Raw genomic sequence first — 20,575 nt, forward strand, 5'->3', positions numbered from 1 at the left:
AATCATTCCATCAGCCAGATAACTGACTCATAGGGGCGCAGCGTGCAGGATTGCGGCTGTGCCGGGCTGTCCGGGTAGTTGCCAAGGAGCCGTTGCCCATTGCCGGTCGGCAGGCCGCCGGGGAGGGCAAAGTCGACCGCTTCGCCATAGAAGTTGCTCACGACCAGCAGTGCCTTGCCTTGCCAGTGACGGGCGTAGGCCCAGAGGCGCGGGTGGCCCGGCAGCAGCTCCTGATAATCTCCCAGGGTGAAGATGGGGTGGGCCTTGCGCAGGGCGATGAGATCCCGGTAGTGCCAGAACACCGAATCGGCGTCCGCCAGGGCGGCCTCTGCGTTGATTGCCGGGTAGTTGGCGGCGGGCTTGAGCCAGGGCGTGCCCTGGGTGAAACCGGCGTTGGGGGCATCGCTCCACTGCATGGGCGTGCGGGCGTTATCCCGCGACTTGGCCCCCAGGATGGCGAGGATCTCGGCTTCGCTCATGCCCTCGGCCTGCTTGATGGCGAAGATGTTGCGGCTCTCCACATCCTGGTAGTCGTCGATGCTGCCATAACCCGGATTGGTCATGCCGATCTCCTCCCCCTGATAGATGTAGGGGGTGCCTTGCAGGCCGTGCAGGGTGGTGGCCAGCATCTTGGCGGCCACCACGCGATGCTCCCCTTCGTCGCCGAAGCGGGAGACGATGCGCGGCTGATCGTGGTTGCACCAGAACAGCGCCGACCAGGCCTTGCCGTGCATGCCGCTTTGCCAGTGGTTGAAGATGCGCTTGAGCTCGAGGAAATCGAACGGTGCCTTGGTCCACTTGTCCCCGTTCGGGTAATCGACTTTCAGGTGGTGGAAGTTGAACACCATGGAGAGCTCGGAGCCATCCAGCGCGCCGTAGCGCTGGCAGTGCTCCAGGGAGGTGGAGGACATCTCCCCCACCGTCATGGCGCCCACGGGGGCGAACACGTCGCGGCTCACATCCTGCAGGAATTCGTGGATGCGCGGCCCGTCGGTGTAGAAGCGGCGGCCATCGCCGTGTTCATCGTTCGGGAAGCGCAGATCCTTGGAGATGAGGTTGATGACGTCAAGGCGAAAGCCGTCTATGCCTTTGTCGGCCCAGAAGTGGATGATCTTCTTCACTTCAGCCCGCACCGCCGGGTTTTCCCAGTTGAGGTCCGCCTGCTCGCGGGCAAACAGGTGCAGGTAGTACTGGCCGGTGGCGCTATCAAGCTCCCAGGCGCTGCCGCCAAATTTGGAAATCCAGTTGTTCGGTACGCCGCCGCCCACCGGATCTTTCCAGATGTAGTAGTCGCGATAGGGGCTCTGCTTGTTTCCCAGTGCCGACTTGAACCAGGCGTGCTCGGTGGAGGTGTGGTTGACGACGATGTCCATGACGATGCGGATGTCGCGCTCGTGGGCCGCCGCCAGCAGGGCTTCGAAGTCCGCCATGGTGCCGTAGGCGGGATCGATATTGAGGTAGTCGGCGATGTCGTAGCCGTTGTCTACCTGGGGGGAGACGTAGACAGGGGTTAGCCAGAGAGCGTCGACGCCGAGGGTCTTGAGGTAATCGAGGCGGGCCATGATCCCCTTGAGGTCACCGGTGCCACGGGCACAGCTGTCCTGAAAACTCTTGGGGTAGATCTGGTAAATCGTGGCGCTCTGCCACCAGGGTGTCTGGCTCATGGTCAGGTTCTCGTGTTGCTTGGTATGACGAGGCGCTGCACCGGGCTGCGCCTCGTATTTTGCTATTTGGGATCAGGCTGCGGCCAGTTCCAGCTTGCCAGCAGCCTGTTGGCGCTTGTAGACCAGCAGGGTCAGCACGGCGGGGACCACGATGGCCACCAGCATGGCGATGGCGTAGATGCCCCAGTATTGCGGCTGGATGGAGAGGATGCCCGGCAGGCCACCGACCCCGATGCCGTTGGCCATCACCCCGGCGAAGCCGCAGATGAGAGCGGCCGCGCTCGATCCCACCATGGCGCACAGCATGGGGAACTTGTATTTCAGGTTGATGCCGTACATGGCTGGTTCCGTCACCCCGAGGTAGGCGGAGATGGCGGCAGGCACCGAGATCTCGCGCTCGTTCTCCTTGCGGCTGATCAGGATGATACCGACGACCGCAGAAGCCTGGGCGATGTTGGAGAGGGCGATCAGCGGCCAGATCGGGGTACCGCCCATGCTCTGCATCAGCTGCAGATCCACCGCGTTGGTGGTGTGGTGGATACCTGTGATGACCAGGGGCGCATAGAGGAAGCCGAACAGGGCCGCGCCGATGGGGGCGAAGGAGCCCGTCATGGCGGCCTTGGCGGCGAAGCCGACGCCTTCACCAATCCAGCGACCGAAGGGGCCGATCAGGGCATGTGCGACGATCACCGCCAGCAGCAGGGAGATGAAGGGCACGATGACCAGATAGAGATAGGCCGGGATGATGCGCTTGAGGCTGGTCTCAACCCAGGCGAGGAAGACCCCTGCCAGCAGGGCCGGGATGACCTGGGCCTGGTAGCCGACCTTCTGGATGACGAAGAGGCCGAAGTCCCACACTTCCGGGGTCTGCTGGCCGATGCCGTAGGCGTTCATCAGTTGGGGTGAGACGAGGGTGATCCCCAGCACGATCCCGAGGATCTCGGAGCCGCCCATCTTCTTGACTGCAGACCAGCAGACGCCGACCGGCAGGAAGTGGAAGATGGCCTCGCCCAGCAGCCAGAGGAAGGCGTGGACCTGGGCCCAGAACTGGCTGATCTCGGTGAGGGTGTGGGTGCCGTCATCGAACATCTTGATGTCGCCGATGACGTTGCGAAAGCCCAGGATCAGACCGCCGGTGATGATGGCGGGCAAGAGGGGGACGAAGATCTCCGCCAGATGGGAGATGCCGCGCTCCAGCGGATTCATGTTCTGGCGTGCCGCCAGCTTGGCGGCGTCTTTGCTGCCGCCGCTCACGCCGATCTCCTCGGTGAGCGCCTTGTACCACTGCTCCACCTCGTTGCCGATGACCACCTGGAACTGGCCACCCTGGGTGAAGCTGCCCTTCACTGCCGGTATGGTCTCGATGGCCTTGGAATCGGCCTTGGCCGGGTCATTGAGCACGAAGCGCAGCCGGGTCAGGCAATGGCTGACGGTGGCGATGTTCTCCTTGCCGCCGATCTTGTCGATGAGCTGGGCCAGATGTTGTGCGTTGATCTTGGACATGAGTCTTCCCTCTGTGACTCCATTGAGTTTGGTATGCATCACCCTGTAGGGCCAATCTGCCGGCCCGAGCGTTCTTGGTATAGTTCCTATTTAGCATGCTACCAATTTCTTTTCGCAGAAATGGGAACGTTCCCATTTCGTGGGTGATCTCACAAAACGGGTGATTTTCACTCAATGGGTCGTGATGGGGGTCACGGCAACCGGCTGGGGGCGATGCTGGCCTGGGGGGGCAGGTCCTGCTCTATCTGGCCGAGCAGTTGACGGGCCGCCTGCTCGCCGGCTCCCTTGTAGCCGAGATCCAGGCTGAGGGCGTTGGGGAACAGAAAACCAAGCAGGGGGTTGTTGCCAAGGCCGGTGACCAGCACCTCGCCCCGACCCTGCTCCTGCAGGTATTTGGCCGCCCCCATGGCGAGGGTGTCGCTGGCGCAGACCAGGGCCTGGGTGCTGGGAGTGAGCAGCTCGGCCGCCAGCCGATAGCCGCTCTGCAGGCTGAGATCCCCGAGGGCATGGCGGGGCATCAACCCCTGCTCCTGGCAGTGGGCGAGATAGGCGTCGAGTCGGCGCTGGCCGGTGGTGAGATCCGACACGTCCACCCCGAGATAGGCGATGTCGCGGGCGCCACGCCGGGTCAGCTGGGCCAGCATGGTACGCACCGCGCCGGCATCGTCGAAGCAGACAGAGGAAAATCCTGTAAATTCCCTCGCTACCAGCACCAGCTTCTCCCGGTACGGGGTCATGGCGTCGTAGTCGAGATCGTTGAAGGCAAACAGGATGATGCCGTCCACCCCGCGCCGCGCCAGCACCGCCAGGTGTTCGCTCACCTTGTCAGGGGAGAACTTGCTCTCCATCAACACGGCGTCGTAGCCACGGGCGTAGAGGGTCTCCAGCATGCCGCGCACCGCCTGATTCTCGGAGCTCGAATCGAGACGGGAGACAATGATGCCCACCACCTGCTGGCTCTGGCTGCGCATGGCGCGCGCCGATTTGCTCGGCACGAAGCCGTGCTGGGCGATGATCTGCTCCACCTTCTCCCGGGTCTGGGGTTTCACCTTGGGATCCTGATTGAGCACTCGGGAGACGGTCGACTTGCCGACACCCGACAGGCGGGCGATGTCGAGGATGGTCAGTTTCTTTTCCATATCGGGTGCTCGGGAGGGAATTGTCCGTATTGTTGTGACAAACCCCTGTGAATACAAGCCCATGGCGTTAGAATGGCCGCTCCCCTCTCCATTTCGGCGACGGCCTGCCGCTCGCTACGCACAGGACGCGCATCATGGATCTGTTGGCAAGTCTGCACTTCTCCCTCTCCATCACGGGCCCCATCTGTATGGTGCTGGTACTCGGCATCTGGCTCAAGCGCCTGGGACTACTGCCAGACAGCTTCGTCGAGTCCGCCTCCCGTCTGGTGTTTCAGGTCACCTTGCCTGCTCTGCTGTTTCTCAGCATGGTGCGCACGGATTTCTCCACCATGCCGAGCCCCTGGCTCATCCTTTACGGTCTGCTGGGAACCCTCGCCGGTTTCCTGATCCTCGAACTGCTGGCGTCCCGCTTCATCAGCGAGCAGAAGCTCAGAGGCATCTTCGTGCAGGGCAGTTTTCGCGGCAACATGGGGATCATGGGGCTGGCCTATGTGCAAAACGCCTACGGCCCGGAGGGGATAGGGGCCGCGGCCCTGCTGGTGGGGGCGGTGACCGTGCTCTACAACATTTTGGCCGTCATCACCCTCACCCGCAGCCTGGGGGGCGGGCGGGGGATCAAGCCCATCCTCAAGGGGATAGTCAAAAACCCGCTGATCATCGCCATCGTTTCGGCGCTGCCCTTCGGCCTGCTCGGCATCGAGTTGCCCCAGCTGGTGATCAGCACCGGCAACTATTTTGCCAACATGACCTTGCCGCTGGCCCTGCTCTGCACTGGCGCCAGCCTCAATCTCAAAGCCCTGCGTGGCGGGGCCGGCCTGACCGGCTGGGCCACCGCCAACCGGCTGTTCTGCATCCCCGTGCTGCTGGTGCTGGGGGCCTGGGCGCTCGGCTTCAGCCCCCAGGCCCTCGGCATCCTGTTCCTCATCAGCTCCACCCCGACGGCGGCCGCCAGCTATGTGATGACCCGCGCCATGGGAGGCGACAGCGTACTCGCCGCCAACATCATTGCCACCACCACCCTGGGCTCCCTGGTCAGCACCAGCCTGGGGGCGGCACTGATGAACTACCTGGGATTGATGGGATAAGGGGCGAGCTGGTCGCCCATATTGCTCGCTCTGATTCCCCGATCTCTTTGGCGGCCCTTGCCAGAGATTGCGTTGATATACCGGGCAACCCTCTTATCCCAGCCGCTCGCGCTCCTGCTCCAGCACCATCTTCTCGTGGGCCAGGAAGAAGGGGCGGTAGAGCACATAACTGTTGAGGATGCAGACCAGGCTCATCAGGCCGTTGTTCCAGCTGCCGTTGGCCGCCCAGGCGGCGCCGAGGGGAGAGGGCATGGACCAGGGCAGCAGGGCGATGAACCTGTCGAGGAAACCCCACTGGGTCAGCTGCCAGGCGATCACGGCGTTGATCAGGGGGACGCTGATGAAGGGCAGGAAAAACAAGGGGTTCATTATGATGGGGAAGCCAAACAGCAGGGGCTCGTTGATGTTGAACATGGAGGGAATGAAGCCCAGCTTGCCCACCGACTGGATGTAGTGGCAGCGGCTGCGCATGGCCATGAACACCAACGGCAGCGTGGTGCCTATGCCACCGATCAACAGGTAATAGTCCCAGAAACCCTGCAGGAAGATGTGGGGCAGGGGCTCGCCCGCCATCAGTGCCGCCTGGTTGGCGCTCACCCCGGCCATCCAGAACGGTGACAGCAAACCGGTGACGATCAGGGCACCGTGGATCCCCATGAACCAGAGCAGGTGTGCGATGAGCAGGGTGATCAGCAGGGCCGGCAGGGTGTCGGCCCCCACGATCAGGGGTCGGAATAGGGAGGCCATGAAGTCTGGCAGGCTGATACCGAACTGTTGCTGCAACCAGAGCCGCAGCAGGCTCAGCGAGAGCATGATGAACAGCAGTGGCACGATTAGCTGGAAGCCGCGGCGGGTCATCACCGGCACCTCCTCCGGCATATGGATATACCAGCCACGGCGATAGAAGAAGCGCGTCACCTCCACCGAGTAGAAGGCCATCAGCAAGGCCGTGAAGATCCCGGCTCCCCCCAGATAGCCAAACACCCCGGGTTGCAGCGAACGAAAGTCGATCAGCATCAGAAACGCCATGCAGCCCCCCAGACCACACAGCCGCTCCGGCATCTCATAGGCCTTGGCGAGGCTGGAGGCCGAGCCGAAGGCGATGATCAGCGCCACCAGCCCCAGGGTGTGGGAATAGACCGGAAACAGGAAGGGATGCAGCGCTCGCGACAGCCAGTGCAGCCACTGCCCGAGTGCGTGCGGGGTATCGGGGGAGACGGGCGGAAACAGGATCGGCACCAGCAGGCTGCCGACGATGACGAAGGGCATCGCCAGTTGGAAACCATCTCGTAGCGAGAGCACATGGCGACTGCGTGTCAGCCAATTGGCAAACGGTACCATGCGTTGCTCGATCATGCCGACCAGCATTGCCATCCATTGCAGGTTCATCAGGTTTTGTTCCGTCCCTTGTGTGTCCATTGCCCCTTTTTGTCATGGGGCTTGGGCTCCATATTGACGGCTTTGGGTTTTTGTTTCCGTAATATCCGCAACCATTTTGCCATTTCATTAGGTCGCTCACACTTCCCACCGCTTTTTACCGGAAATTGCCGATCCCGCTCACACATCAATGGATTTGAAATGGAAACCGGTTTCCAAGTTAAATCCGTTCGATCAAGAATGCGTCGTCCGTTATGAACGTCTGGAGAATCGGGAAATGAAAAAAATCATGTTGTGCTGCTCCTCGGGCATGTCTACCAGCCTGCTGGTCAAGAAGATGAAAGAGGAAGCGGACAAGCGGGGATTGAGCGCCGAGATACAGGCCTTCGGAGCGGCGGAGTTCGATCTGCAGATGCCCCATTACCAGGTGGTGCTGCTGGGGCCCCAGGTCAAATACATGCTGGCCGAGTTGCAGCAGCGGGCTGCCGCTCACGGCGTACCGGTCGAGACCATCAACATGATGGATTACGGCATGCAGCGGGGTGACAAGGTCCTCGACCACGCCCTCGCCCTGATCGGCTGATGAGCAGACCCAAACCAGTGACAGTCACAAGGAAACCTTCATGAACACCCTTTACGAACGCTTTGTCAGTACCATCGAAAACCGGGTCAGCCCCCTGGCCGGGCGGATTGGTCAGCAGAAATATGTGCAGGCCATCCGTGATGGCTTCATCGCCGCCTTGCCCTTCATGATCGTCGGCAGCTTCATGCTGGTGTTCATCTTCCCCCCCTTCTCGCCCCAGACCCAGTGGGGCTTCGCCCGCGCCTGGCTCGATTTCTCGGCCACCTATCAACCCCAGTTGTTGCTGCCGTTCCAGCTGAGCATGGGACTGATGACCCTGTTCATCTCGGTGGGGATAGGGGCCAGCCTGGCCCGTCAGAACGGACTGGATCCGGTCACCACGGGTCTGCTCTGCCTGATGTCCTTCATGCTGGTGGCCGCGCCGGTCAAGGATGGCGCCATCTCCATGCAGTACTTCTCCGGCCAGGGGATCTTCACGGCCCTGATCACCGCCATCTATGCGGCCGAGGTCTACGCCTTCCTCAAGCGCAACAACATCACCATCAAGCTGCCACCCCAGGTGCCGACCGGTGTGGCTCGCTCCTTCGAGGTGCTGATCCCGGTGCTGGTGATCATCCTGACCCTGCATCCCCTCAACCTGATATTGGAAGGGGCTACCGGCATGATCTTGCCGGAAGCCATCATGTCCCTGGTCAAGCCGCTGGTGGCGGCATCGGATTCATTGCCCGCCATGCTGCTGGCCGTGCTGGTGTGCCAGATCCTCTGGTTCGCCGGGATCCACGGCGCCCTGATCGTCACCGGCATCATGAACCCGTTCTGGATGGCGAACCTCGCCAACAACCAGGCCGCCATGGCGGCGGGTGAGGCGCTGCCCCACATCTTCCTGCAGGGCTTCTGGGATCACTATCTGCTGATCGGCGGTGTTGGTTCCACTCTGCCACTGGCCTTCCTGCTGCTGCGCAGCAAGGCGGCGCACCTGAGATCCATCGGCAAGATGGGCGTGGTACCGGGTCTGTTCAACATCAACGAACCCATACTGTTCGGCGCCCCCATCGTCATGAACCCGGTCTTCTTCCTGCCCTTCATCCTGGTGCCGATGATCAACGCCACCCTGGCCTGGTTTGCCCTGGACTTCGGCCTGGTCGAGCGGGTGGTGTCGCTCACTCCCTGGACCACACCGGGCCCCATCGGTGCCTCCTGGGCCGCCAACTGGGCCATCAGCCCCATGATCCTGAGCCTGTTGTGCATGTGCTCCGCCGCGGCCATGTATTACCCCTTCCTGAAAGCCTATGAGCGCACCCTGCTCAAGCAGGAAGAACAGACTGACACGAAAGAACCGACACTGGCGGCCGTTGCCAGCCGTTGATTGCCTGCTGGGGCCGCCTGGCGGCCTCTTTTTTCAAAGCCTGGAGTAACACGAGATGCAATACCGTTTTCCTGAACAGTTCTGGTGGGGCAGTGCCTCCTCCGCCGCCCAGGCGGAAGGCGCCAGCCAGCAAGATGGCAAGGCACCCACCATCTGGGATCACTGGTTCGAGCAATCCCCCAACCGTTTCCATCAGCAGATTGGGCCGGCGCAGACATCCGGTTTCTATGAGCATTTTCGCGATGACATTGGCCTGTTGAAGCAGCTTGGTCACAACAGCTTTCGCACCTCCATCGCCTGGTCGCGGCTGATCCCCGCCGGGCGTGGCGAACCGAATCCGCAGGCCGTCGCCTTCTACGACGCCATGCTCGATGAACTGGCGGCGCAAGGGATAGAGCCCTTCATCTGCCTGTTCCACTTCGACATGCCCATGAGCATGCAGGAGCTGGGGGGCTGGGAGAGCCGGGAGGTGGTCGCCGCCTACGCCGAGTTCGCCGACACCTGCTTCCGGCTGTTCGGTCACAAGGTCAAACACTGGTTCACCTTCAACGAACCGATCGTGCCGGTGGAGGGGGGGTATCTCTACGACTTCCACTACCCGAACGTGGTGGATTTTCGCCGCGCCGCCACCGTGGCCTACCACACCATGCTGGCCCATGCCGCGGCGGTGCAGCGTTACCGCATCCTCGGTCAGGATGGCCAGATAGGCATCATCCTGAACCTCACCCCCTCCTATCCACGTTCGCAGCACCCGGCGGACCTGAAGGCGGCCAACATCGCGGATCTGCTGTTCAACCGCAGCTTCCTGGATCCGGCGGTCAAGGGGGAATACCCGGCTGAGCTGGTGGCCCTGCTCGCGGAACATGACCAGCTGCCCGCCTGCGGGCCGGGGGACAAGGCCCTGCTGGCGGCCGGCAAGATCGACTTGCTCGGGGTCAACTATTACCAGCCGCGCCGGGTCAAGGCACGCAGCAACGCGGTCAATCCTGCCAGCCCCTTCATGCCGGAGTGGTTCTTCGACCATTACGAGATGCCGGGTCGCAAGATGAACCCGCATCGGGGCTGGGAGATCTACGAAAAAGGCATTTACGACATCCTCACCAACCTGCGCGATCACTACGGCAACATCCCGAGCTACATCTCGGAGAACGGCATGGGAGTCGAGGGGGAGGCCAAGTTCAAGGGAGAGGATGGCCAGATCCAGGATGACTACCGTATCGGCTTCATTCGGGATCACCTCATCTGGCTGCACAAGGGGCTGGAGGAAGGCTGCCAGTGCCTGGGCTATCACCTCTGGACCTTCATCGACAACTGGTCCTGGAGCAATGCCTACAAGAACCGCTACGGCTTCATCGAACTGGAGCTGGGTAGCCAGACTCGCCGCATCAAGAAGAGCGGGGAGTGGTTCGCTACCGCCGCGCGCGAAAACGGCTTCAACTGATTGTCTGCCACGGGGTCGGCCCGCGTCGGCCCTCATCAAGGAGTACATATGTTCGATCTGGAAGAGACAGTCATGGGTCTCATCATCAACGCCGGCATGAGCCGCAGCCTCTGTTTCGAGGCATTGCGCCAGGCCAGGGCCGGCCAGTTTACCGAGGCCGACGATCTGCTGCGTCAGGCCGCCGAGGCCGCCAACGCAGCCCATGCGGTGCAGACCCGGCTGATCGAGGCGGACGAGGGGGAGGGCAAGATCCCGGTCAAGTTGATCCTGGTACACGCCCAGGATCACCTGATGACCGCCATGCTGGCCCGGGAGCTGGTCACCGAGCTCATCGAGCTGCACCGCAAGCTGGCCGCCTGAGGGAGATCATCATGTTGCGACTCGGACTCGACATCGGGGGCACCAAGATAGAGGCACAACTGCTCGATGGTCAGGGGGTGAGCCTGCTGCGCAAGCGCATCGCCACCCCGACCAGTGGCTATGGTGAATTCCTCGTCACCATCACGCAGTGGGTGGAAGGCATACGCCAGGAGCTGGATCGCCCCTTCAGCATCGGCATCGGGTTGCCTGGGGCCATGGATCCCCACACGGGTCGTATCAAGAATGCCAACTGCCTGTTCCTGAATGGTCAGGATCTCAAGGGCGATCTGACCCAGGCGCTGGGTCAGCCGGTTGCCATCGCCAATGACGCCGATTGCTTCACCCTGTCGGAGGCGGTCGACGGAGCCGGGGAGGCGGGGCGGCTGGTGTTTGGCATCATACTCGGCACCGGTTGCGGCGGCGGTCTGGTGGTCAACCGTCAGCTCATCGTCGGCCCCAATGCCATCACGGGGGAGTGGGGTCACAATCCCTTGCCCGGTTACGACCCGGCTCTGGATGGCCCCACCCAGCCCTGTTATTGCGGCCGCGACAACTGCATCGAGCGGTTCATCTCTGGTACCGGTTTCAGCGCCCGCTTCAACCAGGCCCATGGGGTGAGCATGAGCACCCCGGAGATCATGGCGGCAGCGGCTCTGGACAATCCGGAGGCCCAGGCCCACTACCGGCACTTCATCGGTGCCCTCGGCCGCAGCGTGGCCAGCCTGATCAACGTGCTGGATCCGGACGTCATCGTGTTTGGCGGCGGCCTCTCCAACCTGGATGCCCTCTATCGGGATCTGCCCGCGGCCCTGGCGCCTTATCTGTTCTCGGACAGCTGCATCACCCGATTGCTGCCCGCCCGTTATGGGGACAGCAGCGGTGTGCGCGGCGCCGCCTGGTTGCCCAGTTGCAGCGAAGAGGTCGCGACCTGGTCCATCTGATCCCTGGCGGGGGAAGACGCCCATGTTCGCCATGAATTAAGACGCGGGGCCGGGCCAAGGCGCTCACCCGTACTACCCATGTTCCTTGCCTCACATTGCCTCGCGATGGGGGAAAGGCATGCCCGAATTTGCCCTCTCTGCGGAGAGACAAATAAAGAAACACTTATAAATCAAATTCATAAAACTCAAGGAATGATAATAATGAAACTGACAAACCTGTCCGTCCAACTGCTGGCCATCCTGGCCCTGGGCACTCCCTTCATGGCCAGTGCCGTGGTGGAAACCAACACGGACTTCGGGCGCCTGAGCCTGGGAGGGGATGCCGAGATCAACCTCAACGCCTCCAACACCAACCGCAACAACGTGCTGGGCCAGACCAGCGAGACCCGGGATGATCGCTGGGATGAGGACGGCCGTCTGTTGCTGAATTTCCTCGGTGTGCGGGAGCTGGAAGATGGGCGTTATGGCCAGATCCAGATCCAGCCGACCATAGGCACCAATGGTGGTGCCGGCGCCGACGATGCGTATCTCGGCTTCGGTCAGCGCAACAACTGGGGCATGAAGGTCGGCCGCTTCGAGGCCTATGACATGTTCCCGCTGGGACAGGACATCTTTGTCGAACACTCCGGCGACAGCGCCAACGATCTCTACGTCGACGGCAATGGCTACGTCTATATGCTCAAGGAAGGGCGCGGCCGGGCCAGCAAGGGGGGGCAACTGCTGCTCAACAAGGAGACGGGCAACTGGTATCTGGAACTCTCTACCCTGATCGGGGACAGGACCAACCTGTTCGCCGGTCAGCAGTACCATGGCTACGAGCTGACCAAGGCCAAGGATTCCATCATGGTGCGCCCCGTCATCGCCTGGAAGGGGCAGAATTTGAAGGTGGCACTGGGGGCCGAAGGCAACGTGATCAATGACGCCATCGTCACCAGTGACGACGTTTCCGTCTCCGATCGTCTGGGCTACGGCATCACCACCAGCTGGACCCAGGATGCCCTGGTCATCAACGCCAGTGCGGCCCGTATGGACGCCGAAGATGAAACCGATACCACTTTGGGTGCCAACCTCGTCTGGTACAACGCGGGTCTGGGCTACATCTATGCCATCAACGACATCACGAACGCCAACCTGAACAACACCAGTGCCGACTTCAGCAAGATGATCGGCAAGCACACCATCAACACCGTCTATGCCTCCTACAAGATCCCCAGCGTGCTGGATCTCAGCAACTTCGACATCTATCTGGGGGCCTACTGGTCGCAGCTGAACGTCGACAGCGGCGAGGTGGACAACATGGATCGCTACGGTGGCCGGGTGCGTTTCAAATACTACTTCTGATAACAAGCCTGCGTGACAGAGGGGAGCCCTGGCTCCCCTTTTCCGTTGGTGCAACGAGGCAACCCTTACCGGCTGGCGTCGGTTTGTGCTAGGATGGAAACCTGTTAACCGGTTACCGTTGATGAAGCCATGGCCAATATTACCGATGTCTCGCGCCTCGCGAATGTATCAAAAGCCACCGTTTCCCGTGTCCTGAGCGGTTCGCGCGGGGTGCGTGAAGAGAGCCGGCTGGCCGTGTTGCAGGCGGCGGAGCAACTGAACTTTCGCCCCAATGCGACCGCTCGCTCCCTCGCCACCCAGGCGACCGACTGCATCGGCGTCATCCTCTCGCCCCAGTTGGGCGGCCATCTGGCCAGCATGTTGCCCCTGATCGACGGATTTCTCACTGAGGCCGGCAAGAGCATGCTGGTGCGTTTCGCCGAAGGGCTGTCCCAACAGCAGCAAGCGGTCGACGAGCTGCTGGGAGGCCGCTGTGACGGCGTGCTGGTGATCGGTGCCAAAGAGGCGCTGCAAGCGGATGAGCGACTGATCCAGCTCGATGGTGTCACCGATTCGGACAACCTCAATCTCTGCTATGACCTGACTTTCGCCACCGAGAGCGCCTGCCGTTTCCTGCTCGGCAAGGGGCATCGTCAGCTGGTGCTGATGCTCGATGACAAACACTCACCCGCCGGAAAGCATGCCATCCAGGGCTATCAGCAGGCGCTGCAACAGCAGTCTCTGCCCTACAACAGCCAGTTGGTGATCGACGGCACCGGCAACCAGCAAGCCCTGCTCGGTCTGCTCAACCGCTATCTGCCCTTCACCGCACTCATCGTGCAGCGCGATACCCTGGCCGCCGATGCCATGCGCCTGCTGCGAGAGTTCAACCTCAGCATTCCGCAGGACGTTTCCGTGATGAGCCTGGAGGGATCCCCATTGGCGGATCAGCTGACCCCGCCGCTCACCTGTATCGAGTACCCGAGCGAACGTCTGGCGCAGGAGTGCGTACGTCTGCTGCAGGCCCAGCTGGCCCAGCGCCTGCTCCCCGCAGACGAGCAGTTGAAGTTCCACGGCCGCCTGCTGGTGCGTGAATCCGTAGTCGCGCGCTGACGCTTGACCTTGCCGCTGGCGGCAGCTTTAGGCTGGGATCACATTCACGAGAGGAGAGAGAATATGGCTATTGAACTCACCGTATCCGGCATGTCCTGTGGCGGTTGCGCCGCCAGCCTGCAAAAAGCCCTGCTGGCCCAGAGCGCGGTAACGCAGGCCAAGGTCGACTTCGACAGCAGCAAGGCCGTGGTGGAGAGCACCCTCAGCAAGGCCGAGATCATCGCGCTGATCGAGGCCAAGGGTTTCTCGGTAGAGTGAACTAACGCTATATAGGTATAAAACAGACCAATATTCTGTTTACTTGTTTTTATTGGTGAGAATGATCACTTAAATCCGTTTTAAAAAGCATAAAAATGCTGCAATCAACCCATCAGAAGGATTGCAGCATGACCCTCCCTATCCGCAAGACCCTGCTCGCCGCCGTACTCGGCCTGACCCTTTCCCCCCTGGCCATGGCCCTGCCCAGCGTGCACATACTGGCGACCGGTGGCACCATCGCCGGGGCGGGCCAGTCTGCCACCCAGTCCAACTACGAGGCCGGCAAGGTGGCCATCGAGACCCTGATCGCCGCCGTGCCCGAGATGAAGAACGTGGCCGAGGTGCAGGGGGAGCAGGTGGTGAAGATCGGTTCCCAGGACATGAACGACGAGGTGTGGCTCAAGCTGGCCAAGCGGGTGAACGAGCTGCTGGCCAAGGATGATGTGGATGGCATCGTCATCACCCACGGCACCGATACCATGGAAGAGACCGCCTACTTCCTGAATCTCACCGTCAAGAGCGACAAGCCGGTGGTGCTGGTCGGCGCCATGCGTCCCTCCACCGCCATGAGTGCCGACGGTCCGCTGAACCTCTACAACGCCGTGGTCACCGCCTCGGACCCAAGCTCCAGGGGGCGTGGCGTCATGGTCGCCATGAACGATACCGTGCTGGATGCCCGTGACGTCACCAAGACCAATACCACTGGGGTGCAGACCTTTGCCGCCCCGAACTTCGGCCCGCTCGGCTACATCCACAACGGCAAGATCGACTATCAACGCAGCCCGGCCCGCCTGCACACCAGCAAGACCCCGTTCGACGTGAGCAAGCTGGACAAGCTGCCCCAGGTCGGCATCGTCTACAACTATGCCAATGCCACCGACCTGCCCGCTAAAGCCATGGTGGACGCCAAGTTTGACGGCATCGTCAGCGCCGGGGTGGGCAACGGCAACCTCTATCACACCCTGTTCGATACCCTGGCCAAGGCGAGCGAGGACGGCATCCGGGTGGTGCGCTCCGCCCGCGTGCCGACCGGCGCCACCACTCTGGATGCGGAGATCGACGATGCCAAGTACGGCTTCGTGGCCGCCGGCACCCTGAATCCGCAGAAGGCGCGCATCCTGCTGATGCTCTCCCTGACCCAGAGCAAGGATCCCAAGCAGATCCAGCGCTGGTTCCAGGAGTTCTAAGCGCATTTTTTCAGATGGATTCAACGGGAGGCTCAGGCCTCCCGTTTTCATTTCCAAGCCTTGGCACAGTCATTGCTATGGGTAGACCACTGTCCACAATGCTCTGGGAAGGATGAACGATGAAACGGTGGATCCAACATTTCTATCAGCTGAACCGCCTCAACTGGCTCATGGTCTGGCTGCTGCTCTGCTGCAGCATCATCCTGCTGTTCCCGGCGGGATTGATGAAAGGAGCCGTCAGCCAGTGGGCCACGGCCCATGCGGCCTGGCTCGGAGTCGGCATGCTGATCGCCATCTCCTATTTCTGCAGCCAGGGTTTCCTGATCTTCTGGGAGTGGGCCTGTGACGAGTGGCAGTCCCGCCGCCAGCAGGATCAACTGGCCCAGATGATCGGCTTCCTCGACTTCAACGAGAAGGCGGTACTGCGCGAGTTCGTATTGCAGCGCAAGAGCGTCATAAACCTGCCGATCACCGAGCCCGCCGTCAAAAATCTGATGGATGCCGGGGTGCTGACCTATGCCTATGGCAAGCCGGTGCGGGAGAAGGATGACGAGAACCAGATCCGCGCCCTGATGATCGCGCTGCCGGCACGGCCGCTGCTCACCTACAAGGTACTGGGGTTGTCTCGCGGCAAGATGAGCGATGAGCAGGTGGAGCAGATCATGAATGCCAGACCCAAGTTCGCCCAGAAGAGCTTCCAGCGCTGAGTTTCACGCATCTTGAATAAAAAAGCCGGACACTGTCCGGCTTTTTGCTGTCTGGGGCGCTTACTCGGTTCTTGCCTTGAGGTAGCCAGCGTAGTCCGGCACCTGCACGCTGAAGGCGCGCTGCATGTGCGGGCTGTCCATGATGAAGTCCGCGGTCGCTTCGTTGGTGGCGACCGGAATGTTCCACACCGCCGCGAGGCGCAGCAGGGCCTTCACATCCGGATCGTGAGCCGCGGCGTTGAGGGGATCCCAGAAGAAGATCATCACGTCGATCTTGCCTTCGGCGATCAGGGCGCCGAGCTGCTGATCGCCGCCCATGGGGCCGGAGAAGAGGCAGGTGATGGGCAGTTGTGCCTGCTTGCCGAGCAGGGTGCCGGTGGTGCCGGTCGCATAGAGATGGTGGAGCTTGAGCTCCTCCTTGCGTCTCAGCACCCAGTTCAGCAAGGGGGCCTTCATGTTGTCGTGAGCCACCAGGGCTACCCGTTTGTGGGGCGCCATCTCACGTGCGATCAGTTCCATGGGGTCATCCGTAGCAAAGTGATGGGAATAGGGCTGTATCCTAATCGAAAGCGGCGCCCGCTGTCTTGCCGTGCACCGTAACTGTGATCTTCTCGACGCTTGCGACCTGGGATATCGACGTATTGCCAGCAGCGGGCCGCGCAATGATGGCCCTGTCCGCTGCGTCGGAGGCATGCATTCCGTGCTGATACAGGCGAGAAAAAACCCGCCGAAGCGGGTTGGGACGCGGCGTCATGCCATCTCCACTTCAGGATGACTCCGAGTGCAGCTGGGATTGCTGGTAGTTTTCCAGACCGATGCGATCGATGAGATCAAGCTGGGTCTCCAGCCAGTCCACATGATCTTCCTCGTCTTCCAGGATCTTCTGGAACAGGTCACGGCTGACGTAGTCATGGACAGATTCGGCATAGGTGATGGCCACCTTCAGGTCGGGGATGGCATCCATCTCCAGCGAGAGATCGCAACGCAACATCTCGTCGACCGTCTCACCGATGCGCAGCTTGCCCAGGTCTTGCAAATTGGGCAGTCCTTCCAGAAACAGTACCCGCTTGACCAGTTCGTCGGCATGCTTCATCTCATCGATGGACTCGTGGTATTCCTTGTGCCCAAGACCCTTGAGGCCCCAGTCATCATAGATGCGGGCATGGAGGAAATACTGGTTGATGGCCACCAACTCATTGGCCAGCACCTTGTTGAGGTGGGCAATGATCTTGGGATCTCCTTTCATCGACATTACTCCTTATGTTCGTGCCAGTGGCAGCGATCACTAGAGCTTAGTCCAGAAAAGTGACAATAGAAGAACCGGCGATTTTACTCGCCTGAGGGTATAGGGATCCGGCTGACGGATCAGAGAGGGGAGGAATCAGGTATCAAGCCACTTCGTAGTAGAGCGGAGCCTGATCCGATTCTATCTTGCTGCGTTCGGTGGCGATGATCTCCATGGCCATGCGTACACACTTGCCACATTGGGCACCCACTTCCAGCGACTCTTTCAGCTGTCTGAATTCGGTCTTGCCTGTCTGCACCGCCTTGCGGATCTGGGTATCTGTGATGCCGCGGCACAAACACACGTACATATTACTGACCTCATACTGGAATGAGAGGAAATCTAAATGAGAATGGTTCGTAGTGCAAATACCGATTGGTAATAAGCTCCCTCGCTTGCCAGCCATTCTCCCCTTGGGGACAATGCGGCCATCAGAAAGGAGACGACGATGCTCAAGAAACTGTTCAGTGCCCTGTTCAACAGCCAGCTGGCCCCCGCCGTCGAGGTGACCCCGACCGAGTACGCCGGTTATCTCATCTATCCCGAGCCCATGGCGGAAGGGGGGCAGTACCGCCTGGCCGGACGCATCACCAGGGAGGTGGATGGGGAGGTGCTGACTCACAGGTTCATCCGCTCCGATCTGTTCGTCAACCCGGCGGATGCCGAGCGCTTCATGGTGCAAAAAGCCCATACCTTCATCGATCAGATGGGGGAGAAGATGTTCGAGCCTCGCGTCAAGAGCGGTGATCCGGCCGCCTCATGAGTCCATCAGAGGTAAGCGAGCTACGCCGCACCCTTGCGCTTTGTGGCGAGCGGCGCCTGATCTGGCTGGAGGGAGAGGAGGCCGATTGTATCGCCCGGACCGAACCCTGGCTGGGAGAGGTTGTCTTCTGGCTGGGTGATGGGCCTGCCTGCCATGCACCTATGCCGGCCGCCAAGGCGCTGCAACGGCTAGGCCAGGAGTGCGACACGCTTGTTTTCAATGCCTTCAGCGGTTTTCACCCCGATGCTTTTGGCGCCCTGGCGGGGACCCTGCGCGCTGGTGGTTTGCTGCTGCTGCTAACACCCCCGAGGGAACGGTGGCCCGCCTATGGGGATCCGGACAGGTTGCGGCTGGTCGCCCAGCCGGAGGAGGCGAGCAAGGCCGGCCATGGTTTTATTGCCCGCCTGGTGCGGCTGCTGGCGGCAGATCCCGCTACTTCACTTGCCTTTATTGGAAAGAATGTTCGTTGGCAGCCGCTGGGGCCGGAGCGTCTGCTGAGCAAGGACCAGGCTCATGCCTTGTCTGCCATCCACAGGGTGCTCCACGGCCACCGCCGTCGCCCTCTGGTGCTGAGCGCTGACCGGGGTCGGGGCAAGAGTGCCGTGTTGGGGCTCGCTGCGGCCAATTTGCTGCGTCAGAATCCGGATTTGAAGATAGTGGTGACGGCTCCTTCACAGGGGACTGTTGCCACCCTCTTCGCTCACGCCAGGGCCGGGTTGCCTGTCTGTGAGGCAGAACTGACGGGGTTGGTTTATGTGTCGCCGGATCGGCTGGTGCACGAAGATCTGCAGCCGGATCTGCTGCTGGTGGACGAAGCTGCCGCCATCCCGACTCCGCTGTTGGAGGCCATGCTGGCCCGTCACAGCCGTATCGTCTTCGCCACCACGGAACATGGCTATGAGGGAACCGGACGCGGTTTTCACCTGCGCTTCAAGCGTATTCTGGATGCGCAAACCCCGGGTTGGCAGGAGCTGCACCTGAGCGAGCCTATCCGCTGGAGCCGGCACGATCCGCTGGAGCCCCTGGTGTTCCGCCTGCTTGGTCTCGATACGGATGTCCAGGTGCCACCCCAGCCGACGACGCCCGAGTGGCAGTTGATTGGGCAAGAGAGGCTGGCCGTGGATGACGTGCTGCTCGGGCAGGTATTCGGCCTGCTGGTGCTGGCCCACTACCAGACGACCCCGAGCGATCTGCGATACCTGCTGGAGAGTCCGGATCTCGACATCCATCTGCTGGAGCAGGGTCAGAGCTTACTCGGTGTGGCGCTGGTGGTACGCGAGGGCAAGATAGCCCCTGCCTTGACTCGCGATATCTGGGCGGGGCGGCGACGTCCCCGAGGTCATCTGCTGCCCCAGTCGCTGCTGGCACATGCCGGATTCACGACGGCGGGGGAGCGCAGCTACGCCAGGGTGATGCGTATCGCCATCCATCCGAGCCTGCATCGTCATGGGTTGGGCTCCGTGCTGCTGGGCAAGCTGGAGGCGCATTATCGGGCTCTGGGCGTCGACTATCTGGGGTCAGCCTTCTCCGCCAGCGCGGATCTGCTGCCGTTCTGGCACAAGGCCGGACTCAAGACCTTGCGTATCGGCTTGCAGCGGGATGCCGCCAGCGGCTGTCACGCAGCTCTGTTGCTCAAGGCACTGAAAGTGGAGTGGGAGCCCGAGCTGGCCCAATGGCGTCAGCGATTCGCACAACAGTTGCCGACCCTGCTGGCGGGGGAGCTCAAATCGCTGGATCCCGAGCTCGTCTGGCAATGTCTGCACGATGATGTCGCCAGGGTTACCGCACTGGATGAGTTCGAGCGCGAGGAGCTGGAGTGCTTTGCTCACCATCACAAGCCGTTCGAGTTGTGCCAGCCCAGCCTGCAGCGCTGGCTGATGGGCCAGACGCAGGCCCTAGGTGGACTGGAGCCGGGTGAGCGGCGTCTGCTTATCGCGACCATATGGCAGTATGCCCCCTGGGACGGGCTGGCCAAGGCTCTGGGGCTGGCTGGCAAACCCGCGATCATCAAGACATTGCGCAACCTGCTGGCTCGCCTGCTGGGTGAGGGCGCCAAGGCGGGGTGAAAACTTGGTAAAGTGCCACCCTGTCTAGCTATATCAGCAGTCAGTCTGATGCCTGGACAGCGACGTTATCGAGTCATCTGATAGGGACCTGCGGGTCCCTTGTTGATTGGTCAGTCGAGTAATAGCTATCCCGCTGTAGTACAACCCTGGATGAAAGCGCTGCTCCCGTCGGCCGACACTATTTCGGCCAGACCCTCTTGATATCCATGCTCCCCGTTCGTTCCTCGCATTGAATCTCTTCACCGCATCACTGCTCGGATGAGTTTCCCATGGGCCCGTATCATTTTGGCTTTTCCCGAATATGGTCTAATACTTGATGGTGGTGATGATTTTAATAACTGCATTATTTTCAGGTGGTTAGCATTATCATTGGTTAATGTTTGCCATCTTTTCTAACGTGCACAGGGAGTGCAATGT

The 20,575-nt window shown here is 61.2% G+C and carries 20 protein-coding genes; 13 read left to right on the forward strand and 7 right to left on the reverse strand.

Features of this window, described 5'->3' with window-relative positions:
- Nucleotides 1–2: 2 nt before the first annotated feature.
- The 3 genes from treC to treR all read right to left on the reverse strand — a co-directional run bounded on the left by treC (nt 3) and on the right by treR (nt 4,306).
- A complete protein-coding gene (gene treC, locus ABNP46_RS02500; protein WP_349920851.1) occupies nt 3–1,664 on the reverse strand; it encodes an alpha,alpha-phosphotrehalase in 1,662 nt (553 codons plus the stop codon).
- A gap of 72 nt (nt 1,665–1,736) precedes the next feature.
- The gene (gene treB / locus ABNP46_RS02505) at nt 1,737–3,167 is read right to left on the reverse strand and encodes a PTS trehalose transporter subunit IIBC (RefSeq protein ID WP_349920852.1); all 1,431 of its coding nucleotides are present in this window, start codon (nt 3,165–3,167) and stop codon (nt 1,737–1,739) included.
- 191 nt (nt 3,168–3,358) lie between these two features.
- On the reverse strand, nt 3,359–4,306 hold the full coding sequence (gene treR, locus ABNP46_RS02510) for a trehalose operon repressor TreR (protein ID WP_349920853.1): 948 nt from the start codon (nt 4,304–4,306) through the stop codon (nt 3,359–3,361).
- 134 nt (nt 4,307–4,440) lie between these two features.
- Between treR and ABNP46_RS02515 the strand changes: the two genes are divergently transcribed.
- Nucleotides 4,441–5,391 carry an AEC family transporter gene (locus tag ABNP46_RS02515; protein ID WP_349920854.1) on the forward strand — a complete coding sequence of 317 codons (951 nt, stop codon included), beginning with the start codon at nt 4,441–4,443 and terminating at the stop codon, nt 5,389–5,391.
- A 93-nt stretch (nt 5,392–5,484) separates the two neighbouring features.
- On the opposite strand, the gene ABNP46_RS02520 is transcribed toward ABNP46_RS02515, so the two are convergent.
- Nucleotides 5,485–6,780, reverse strand: coding sequence for a PTS sugar transporter subunit IIC (locus ABNP46_RS02520; protein ID WP_349920855.1), 1,296 nt, complete (start codon nt 6,778–6,780; stop codon nt 5,485–5,487).
- A gap of 265 nt (nt 6,781–7,045) precedes the next feature.
- Between ABNP46_RS02520 and ABNP46_RS02525 the strand changes: the two genes are divergently transcribed.
- The 10 genes from ABNP46_RS02525 (at nt 7,046) to ABNP46_RS02570 (ending at nt 16,044) form a co-directional block, all read left to right on the forward strand.
- Complete coding sequence (locus tag ABNP46_RS02525; protein ID WP_349920856.1) at nt 7,046–7,351, forward strand: PTS sugar transporter subunit IIB; 306 nt, start codon at nt 7,046–7,048, stop codon at nt 7,349–7,351.
- A 40-nt stretch (nt 7,352–7,391) separates the two neighbouring features.
- Nucleotides 7,392–8,717: a PTS sugar transporter subunit IIC gene (locus tag ABNP46_RS02530; RefSeq protein ID WP_349920857.1), complete on the forward strand. Its 1,326-nt coding sequence runs from the start codon at nt 7,392–7,394 to the stop codon at nt 8,715–8,717.
- A gap of 55 nt (nt 8,718–8,772) precedes the next feature.
- A complete protein-coding gene (locus tag ABNP46_RS02535; RefSeq protein WP_349920858.1) occupies nt 8,773–10,158 on the forward strand; it encodes a glycoside hydrolase family 1 protein in 1,386 nt (461 codons plus the stop codon).
- A gap of 48 nt (nt 10,159–10,206) precedes the next feature.
- The gene (chbA, locus tag ABNP46_RS02540; protein ID WP_042641204.1) at nt 10,207–10,518 is read left to right on the forward strand and encodes a PTS N,N'-diacetylchitobiose transporter subunit IIA; all 312 of its coding nucleotides are present in this window, start codon (nt 10,207–10,209) and stop codon (nt 10,516–10,518) included.
- An 11-nt stretch (nt 10,519–10,529) separates the two neighbouring features.
- The gene (locus ABNP46_RS02545; RefSeq protein ID WP_349920859.1) at nt 10,530–11,459 is read left to right on the forward strand and encodes an ROK family protein; all 930 of its coding nucleotides are present in this window, start codon (nt 10,530–10,532) and stop codon (nt 11,457–11,459) included.
- 201 nt (nt 11,460–11,660) lie between these two features.
- Nucleotides 11,661–12,800, forward strand: coding sequence for a carbohydrate porin (locus tag ABNP46_RS02550; protein WP_349920860.1), 1,140 nt, complete (start codon nt 11,661–11,663; stop codon nt 12,798–12,800).
- Nucleotides 12,801–12,929: 129 nt separating this feature from the next.
- Complete coding sequence (locus ABNP46_RS02555) at nt 12,930–13,892, forward strand: LacI family DNA-binding transcriptional regulator (protein ID WP_349920861.1); 963 nt, start codon at nt 12,930–12,932, stop codon at nt 13,890–13,892.
- Nucleotides 13,893–13,955: 63 nt separating this feature from the next.
- A complete protein-coding gene (locus tag ABNP46_RS02560; protein ID WP_349920862.1) occupies nt 13,956–14,150 on the forward strand; it encodes a heavy-metal-associated domain-containing protein in 195 nt (64 codons plus the stop codon).
- A 128-nt stretch (nt 14,151–14,278) separates the two neighbouring features.
- Nucleotides 14,279–15,337 carry an L-asparaginase 2 gene (gene ansB / locus ABNP46_RS02565; RefSeq protein WP_349920863.1) on the forward strand — a complete coding sequence of 353 codons (1,059 nt, stop codon included), beginning with the start codon at nt 14,279–14,281 and terminating at the stop codon, nt 15,335–15,337.
- Nucleotides 15,338–15,456: 119 nt separating this feature from the next.
- Nucleotides 15,457–16,044 carry a superinfection exclusion B family protein gene (locus ABNP46_RS02570; RefSeq protein WP_349920864.1) on the forward strand — a complete coding sequence of 196 codons (588 nt, stop codon included), beginning with the start codon at nt 15,457–15,459 and terminating at the stop codon, nt 16,042–16,044.
- Nucleotides 16,045–16,104: 60 nt separating this feature from the next.
- Here the strand turns inward: ABNP46_RS02570 and ABNP46_RS02575 are convergent, their stop codons facing one another.
- The 3 genes from ABNP46_RS02575 to ABNP46_RS02585 all read right to left on the reverse strand — a co-directional run bounded on the left by ABNP46_RS02575 (nt 16,105) and on the right by ABNP46_RS02585 (nt 17,639).
- Nucleotides 16,105–16,563 (reverse strand): methylglyoxal synthase, encoded by a 459-nt coding sequence (locus ABNP46_RS02575; protein WP_349920865.1) that lies wholly within the window; start codon nt 16,561–16,563, stop codon nt 16,105–16,107.
- Between the two features lie 247 nt (nt 16,564–16,810).
- On the reverse strand, nt 16,811–17,290 hold the full coding sequence (bfr, locus tag ABNP46_RS02580) for a bacterioferritin (RefSeq protein WP_349920866.1): 480 nt from the start codon (nt 17,288–17,290) through the stop codon (nt 16,811–16,813).
- A gap of 142 nt (nt 17,291–17,432) precedes the next feature.
- Complete coding sequence (locus ABNP46_RS02585; protein ID WP_349920867.1) at nt 17,433–17,639, reverse strand: bacterioferritin-associated ferredoxin; 207 nt, start codon at nt 17,637–17,639, stop codon at nt 17,433–17,435.
- Nucleotides 17,640–17,777: 138 nt separating this feature from the next.
- Here ABNP46_RS02585 and ABNP46_RS02590 point away from each other — a divergent pair, with 138 nt between their 5' ends.
- Both ABNP46_RS02590 and ABNP46_RS02595 read left to right on the forward strand, forming a co-directional pair.
- A complete protein-coding gene (locus ABNP46_RS02590) occupies nt 17,778–18,092 on the forward strand; it encodes an HlyU family transcriptional regulator (protein ID WP_349920868.1) in 315 nt (104 codons plus the stop codon).
- Complete coding sequence (locus ABNP46_RS02595; protein WP_349920869.1) at nt 18,089–20,158, forward strand: tRNA(Met) cytidine acetyltransferase TmcA; 2,070 nt, start codon at nt 18,089–18,091, stop codon at nt 20,156–20,158. The genes ABNP46_RS02590 and ABNP46_RS02595 overlap by 4 nt, the downstream gene beginning before the upstream one ends.
- Nucleotides 20,159–20,575 lie beyond the last annotated feature (417 nt).

The sequence above is a fragment of the Aeromonas veronii genome, from assembly GCF_040215105.1.
Lineage (GTDB): Bacteria > Pseudomonadota > Gammaproteobacteria > Enterobacterales > Aeromonadaceae > Aeromonas > Aeromonas veronii_G.

Bases quoted from the DNA above. Each gene is read 5' to 3' on its own strand.
- bfr (WP_349920866.1), bottom strand. From the start codon at position 17,290: ATGAAAGGAGATCCCAAGATCATTGCCCACCTCAACAAGGTGCTGGCC.
- ABNP46_RS02590 (WP_349920868.1), top strand. From the start codon at position 17,778: ATGCTCAAGAAACTGTTCAGTGCCCTGTTCAACAGCCAGCTGGCCCCC.
- ABNP46_RS02545 (WP_349920859.1), top strand. From the start codon at position 10,530: ATGTTGCGACTCGGACTCGACATCGGGGGCACCAAGATAGAGGCACAA.
- ABNP46_RS02535 (WP_349920858.1), top strand. From the start codon at position 8,773: ATGCAATACCGTTTTCCTGAACAGTTCTGGTGGGGCAGTGCCTCCTCC.
- ABNP46_RS02575 (WP_349920865.1), bottom strand. From the start codon at position 16,563: ATGGAACTGATCGCACGTGAGATGGCGCCCCACAAACGGGTAGCCCTG.
- ABNP46_RS02550 (WP_349920860.1), top strand. From the start codon at position 11,661: ATGAAACTGACAAACCTGTCCGTCCAACTGCTGGCCATCCTGGCCCTG.
- treR (WP_349920853.1), bottom strand. From the start codon at position 4,306: ATGGAAAAGAAACTGACCATCCTCGACATCGCCCGCCTGTCGGGTGTC.
- treC (WP_349920851.1), bottom strand. From the start codon at position 1,664: ATGAGCCAGACACCCTGGTGGCAGAGCGCCACGATTTACCAGATCTAC.
- ABNP46_RS02525 (WP_349920856.1), top strand. From the start codon at position 7,046: ATGAAAAAAATCATGTTGTGCTGCTCCTCGGGCATGTCTACCAGCCTG.
- treB (WP_349920852.1), bottom strand. From the start codon at position 3,167: ATGTCCAAGATCAACGCACAACATCTGGCCCAGCTCATCGACAAGATC.
- chbA (WP_042641204.1), top strand. From the start codon at position 10,207: ATGTTCGATCTGGAAGAGACAGTCATGGGTCTCATCATCAACGCCGGC.
- ABNP46_RS02560 (WP_349920862.1), top strand. From the start codon at position 13,956: ATGGCTATTGAACTCACCGTATCCGGCATGTCCTGTGGCGGTTGCGCC.
- ABNP46_RS02595 (WP_349920869.1), top strand. From the start codon at position 18,089: ATGAGTCCATCAGAGGTAAGCGAGCTACGCCGCACCCTTGCGCTTTGT.
- ansB (WP_349920863.1), top strand. From the start codon at position 14,279: ATGACCCTCCCTATCCGCAAGACCCTGCTCGCCGCCGTACTCGGCCTG.
- ABNP46_RS02515 (WP_349920854.1), top strand. From the start codon at position 4,441: ATGGATCTGTTGGCAAGTCTGCACTTCTCCCTCTCCATCACGGGCCCC.
- ABNP46_RS02570 (WP_349920864.1), top strand. From the start codon at position 15,457: ATGAAACGGTGGATCCAACATTTCTATCAGCTGAACCGCCTCAACTGG.
- ABNP46_RS02555 (WP_349920861.1), top strand. From the start codon at position 12,930: ATGGCCAATATTACCGATGTCTCGCGCCTCGCGAATGTATCAAAAGCC.
- ABNP46_RS02530 (WP_349920857.1), top strand. From the start codon at position 7,392: ATGAACACCCTTTACGAACGCTTTGTCAGTACCATCGAAAACCGGGTC.
- ABNP46_RS02585 (WP_349920867.1), bottom strand. From the start codon at position 17,639: ATGTACGTGTGTTTGTGCCGCGGCATCACAGATACCCAGATCCGCAAG.
- ABNP46_RS02520 (WP_349920855.1), bottom strand. From the start codon at position 6,780: ATGAACCTGCAATGGATGGCAATGCTGGTCGGCATGATCGAGCAACGC.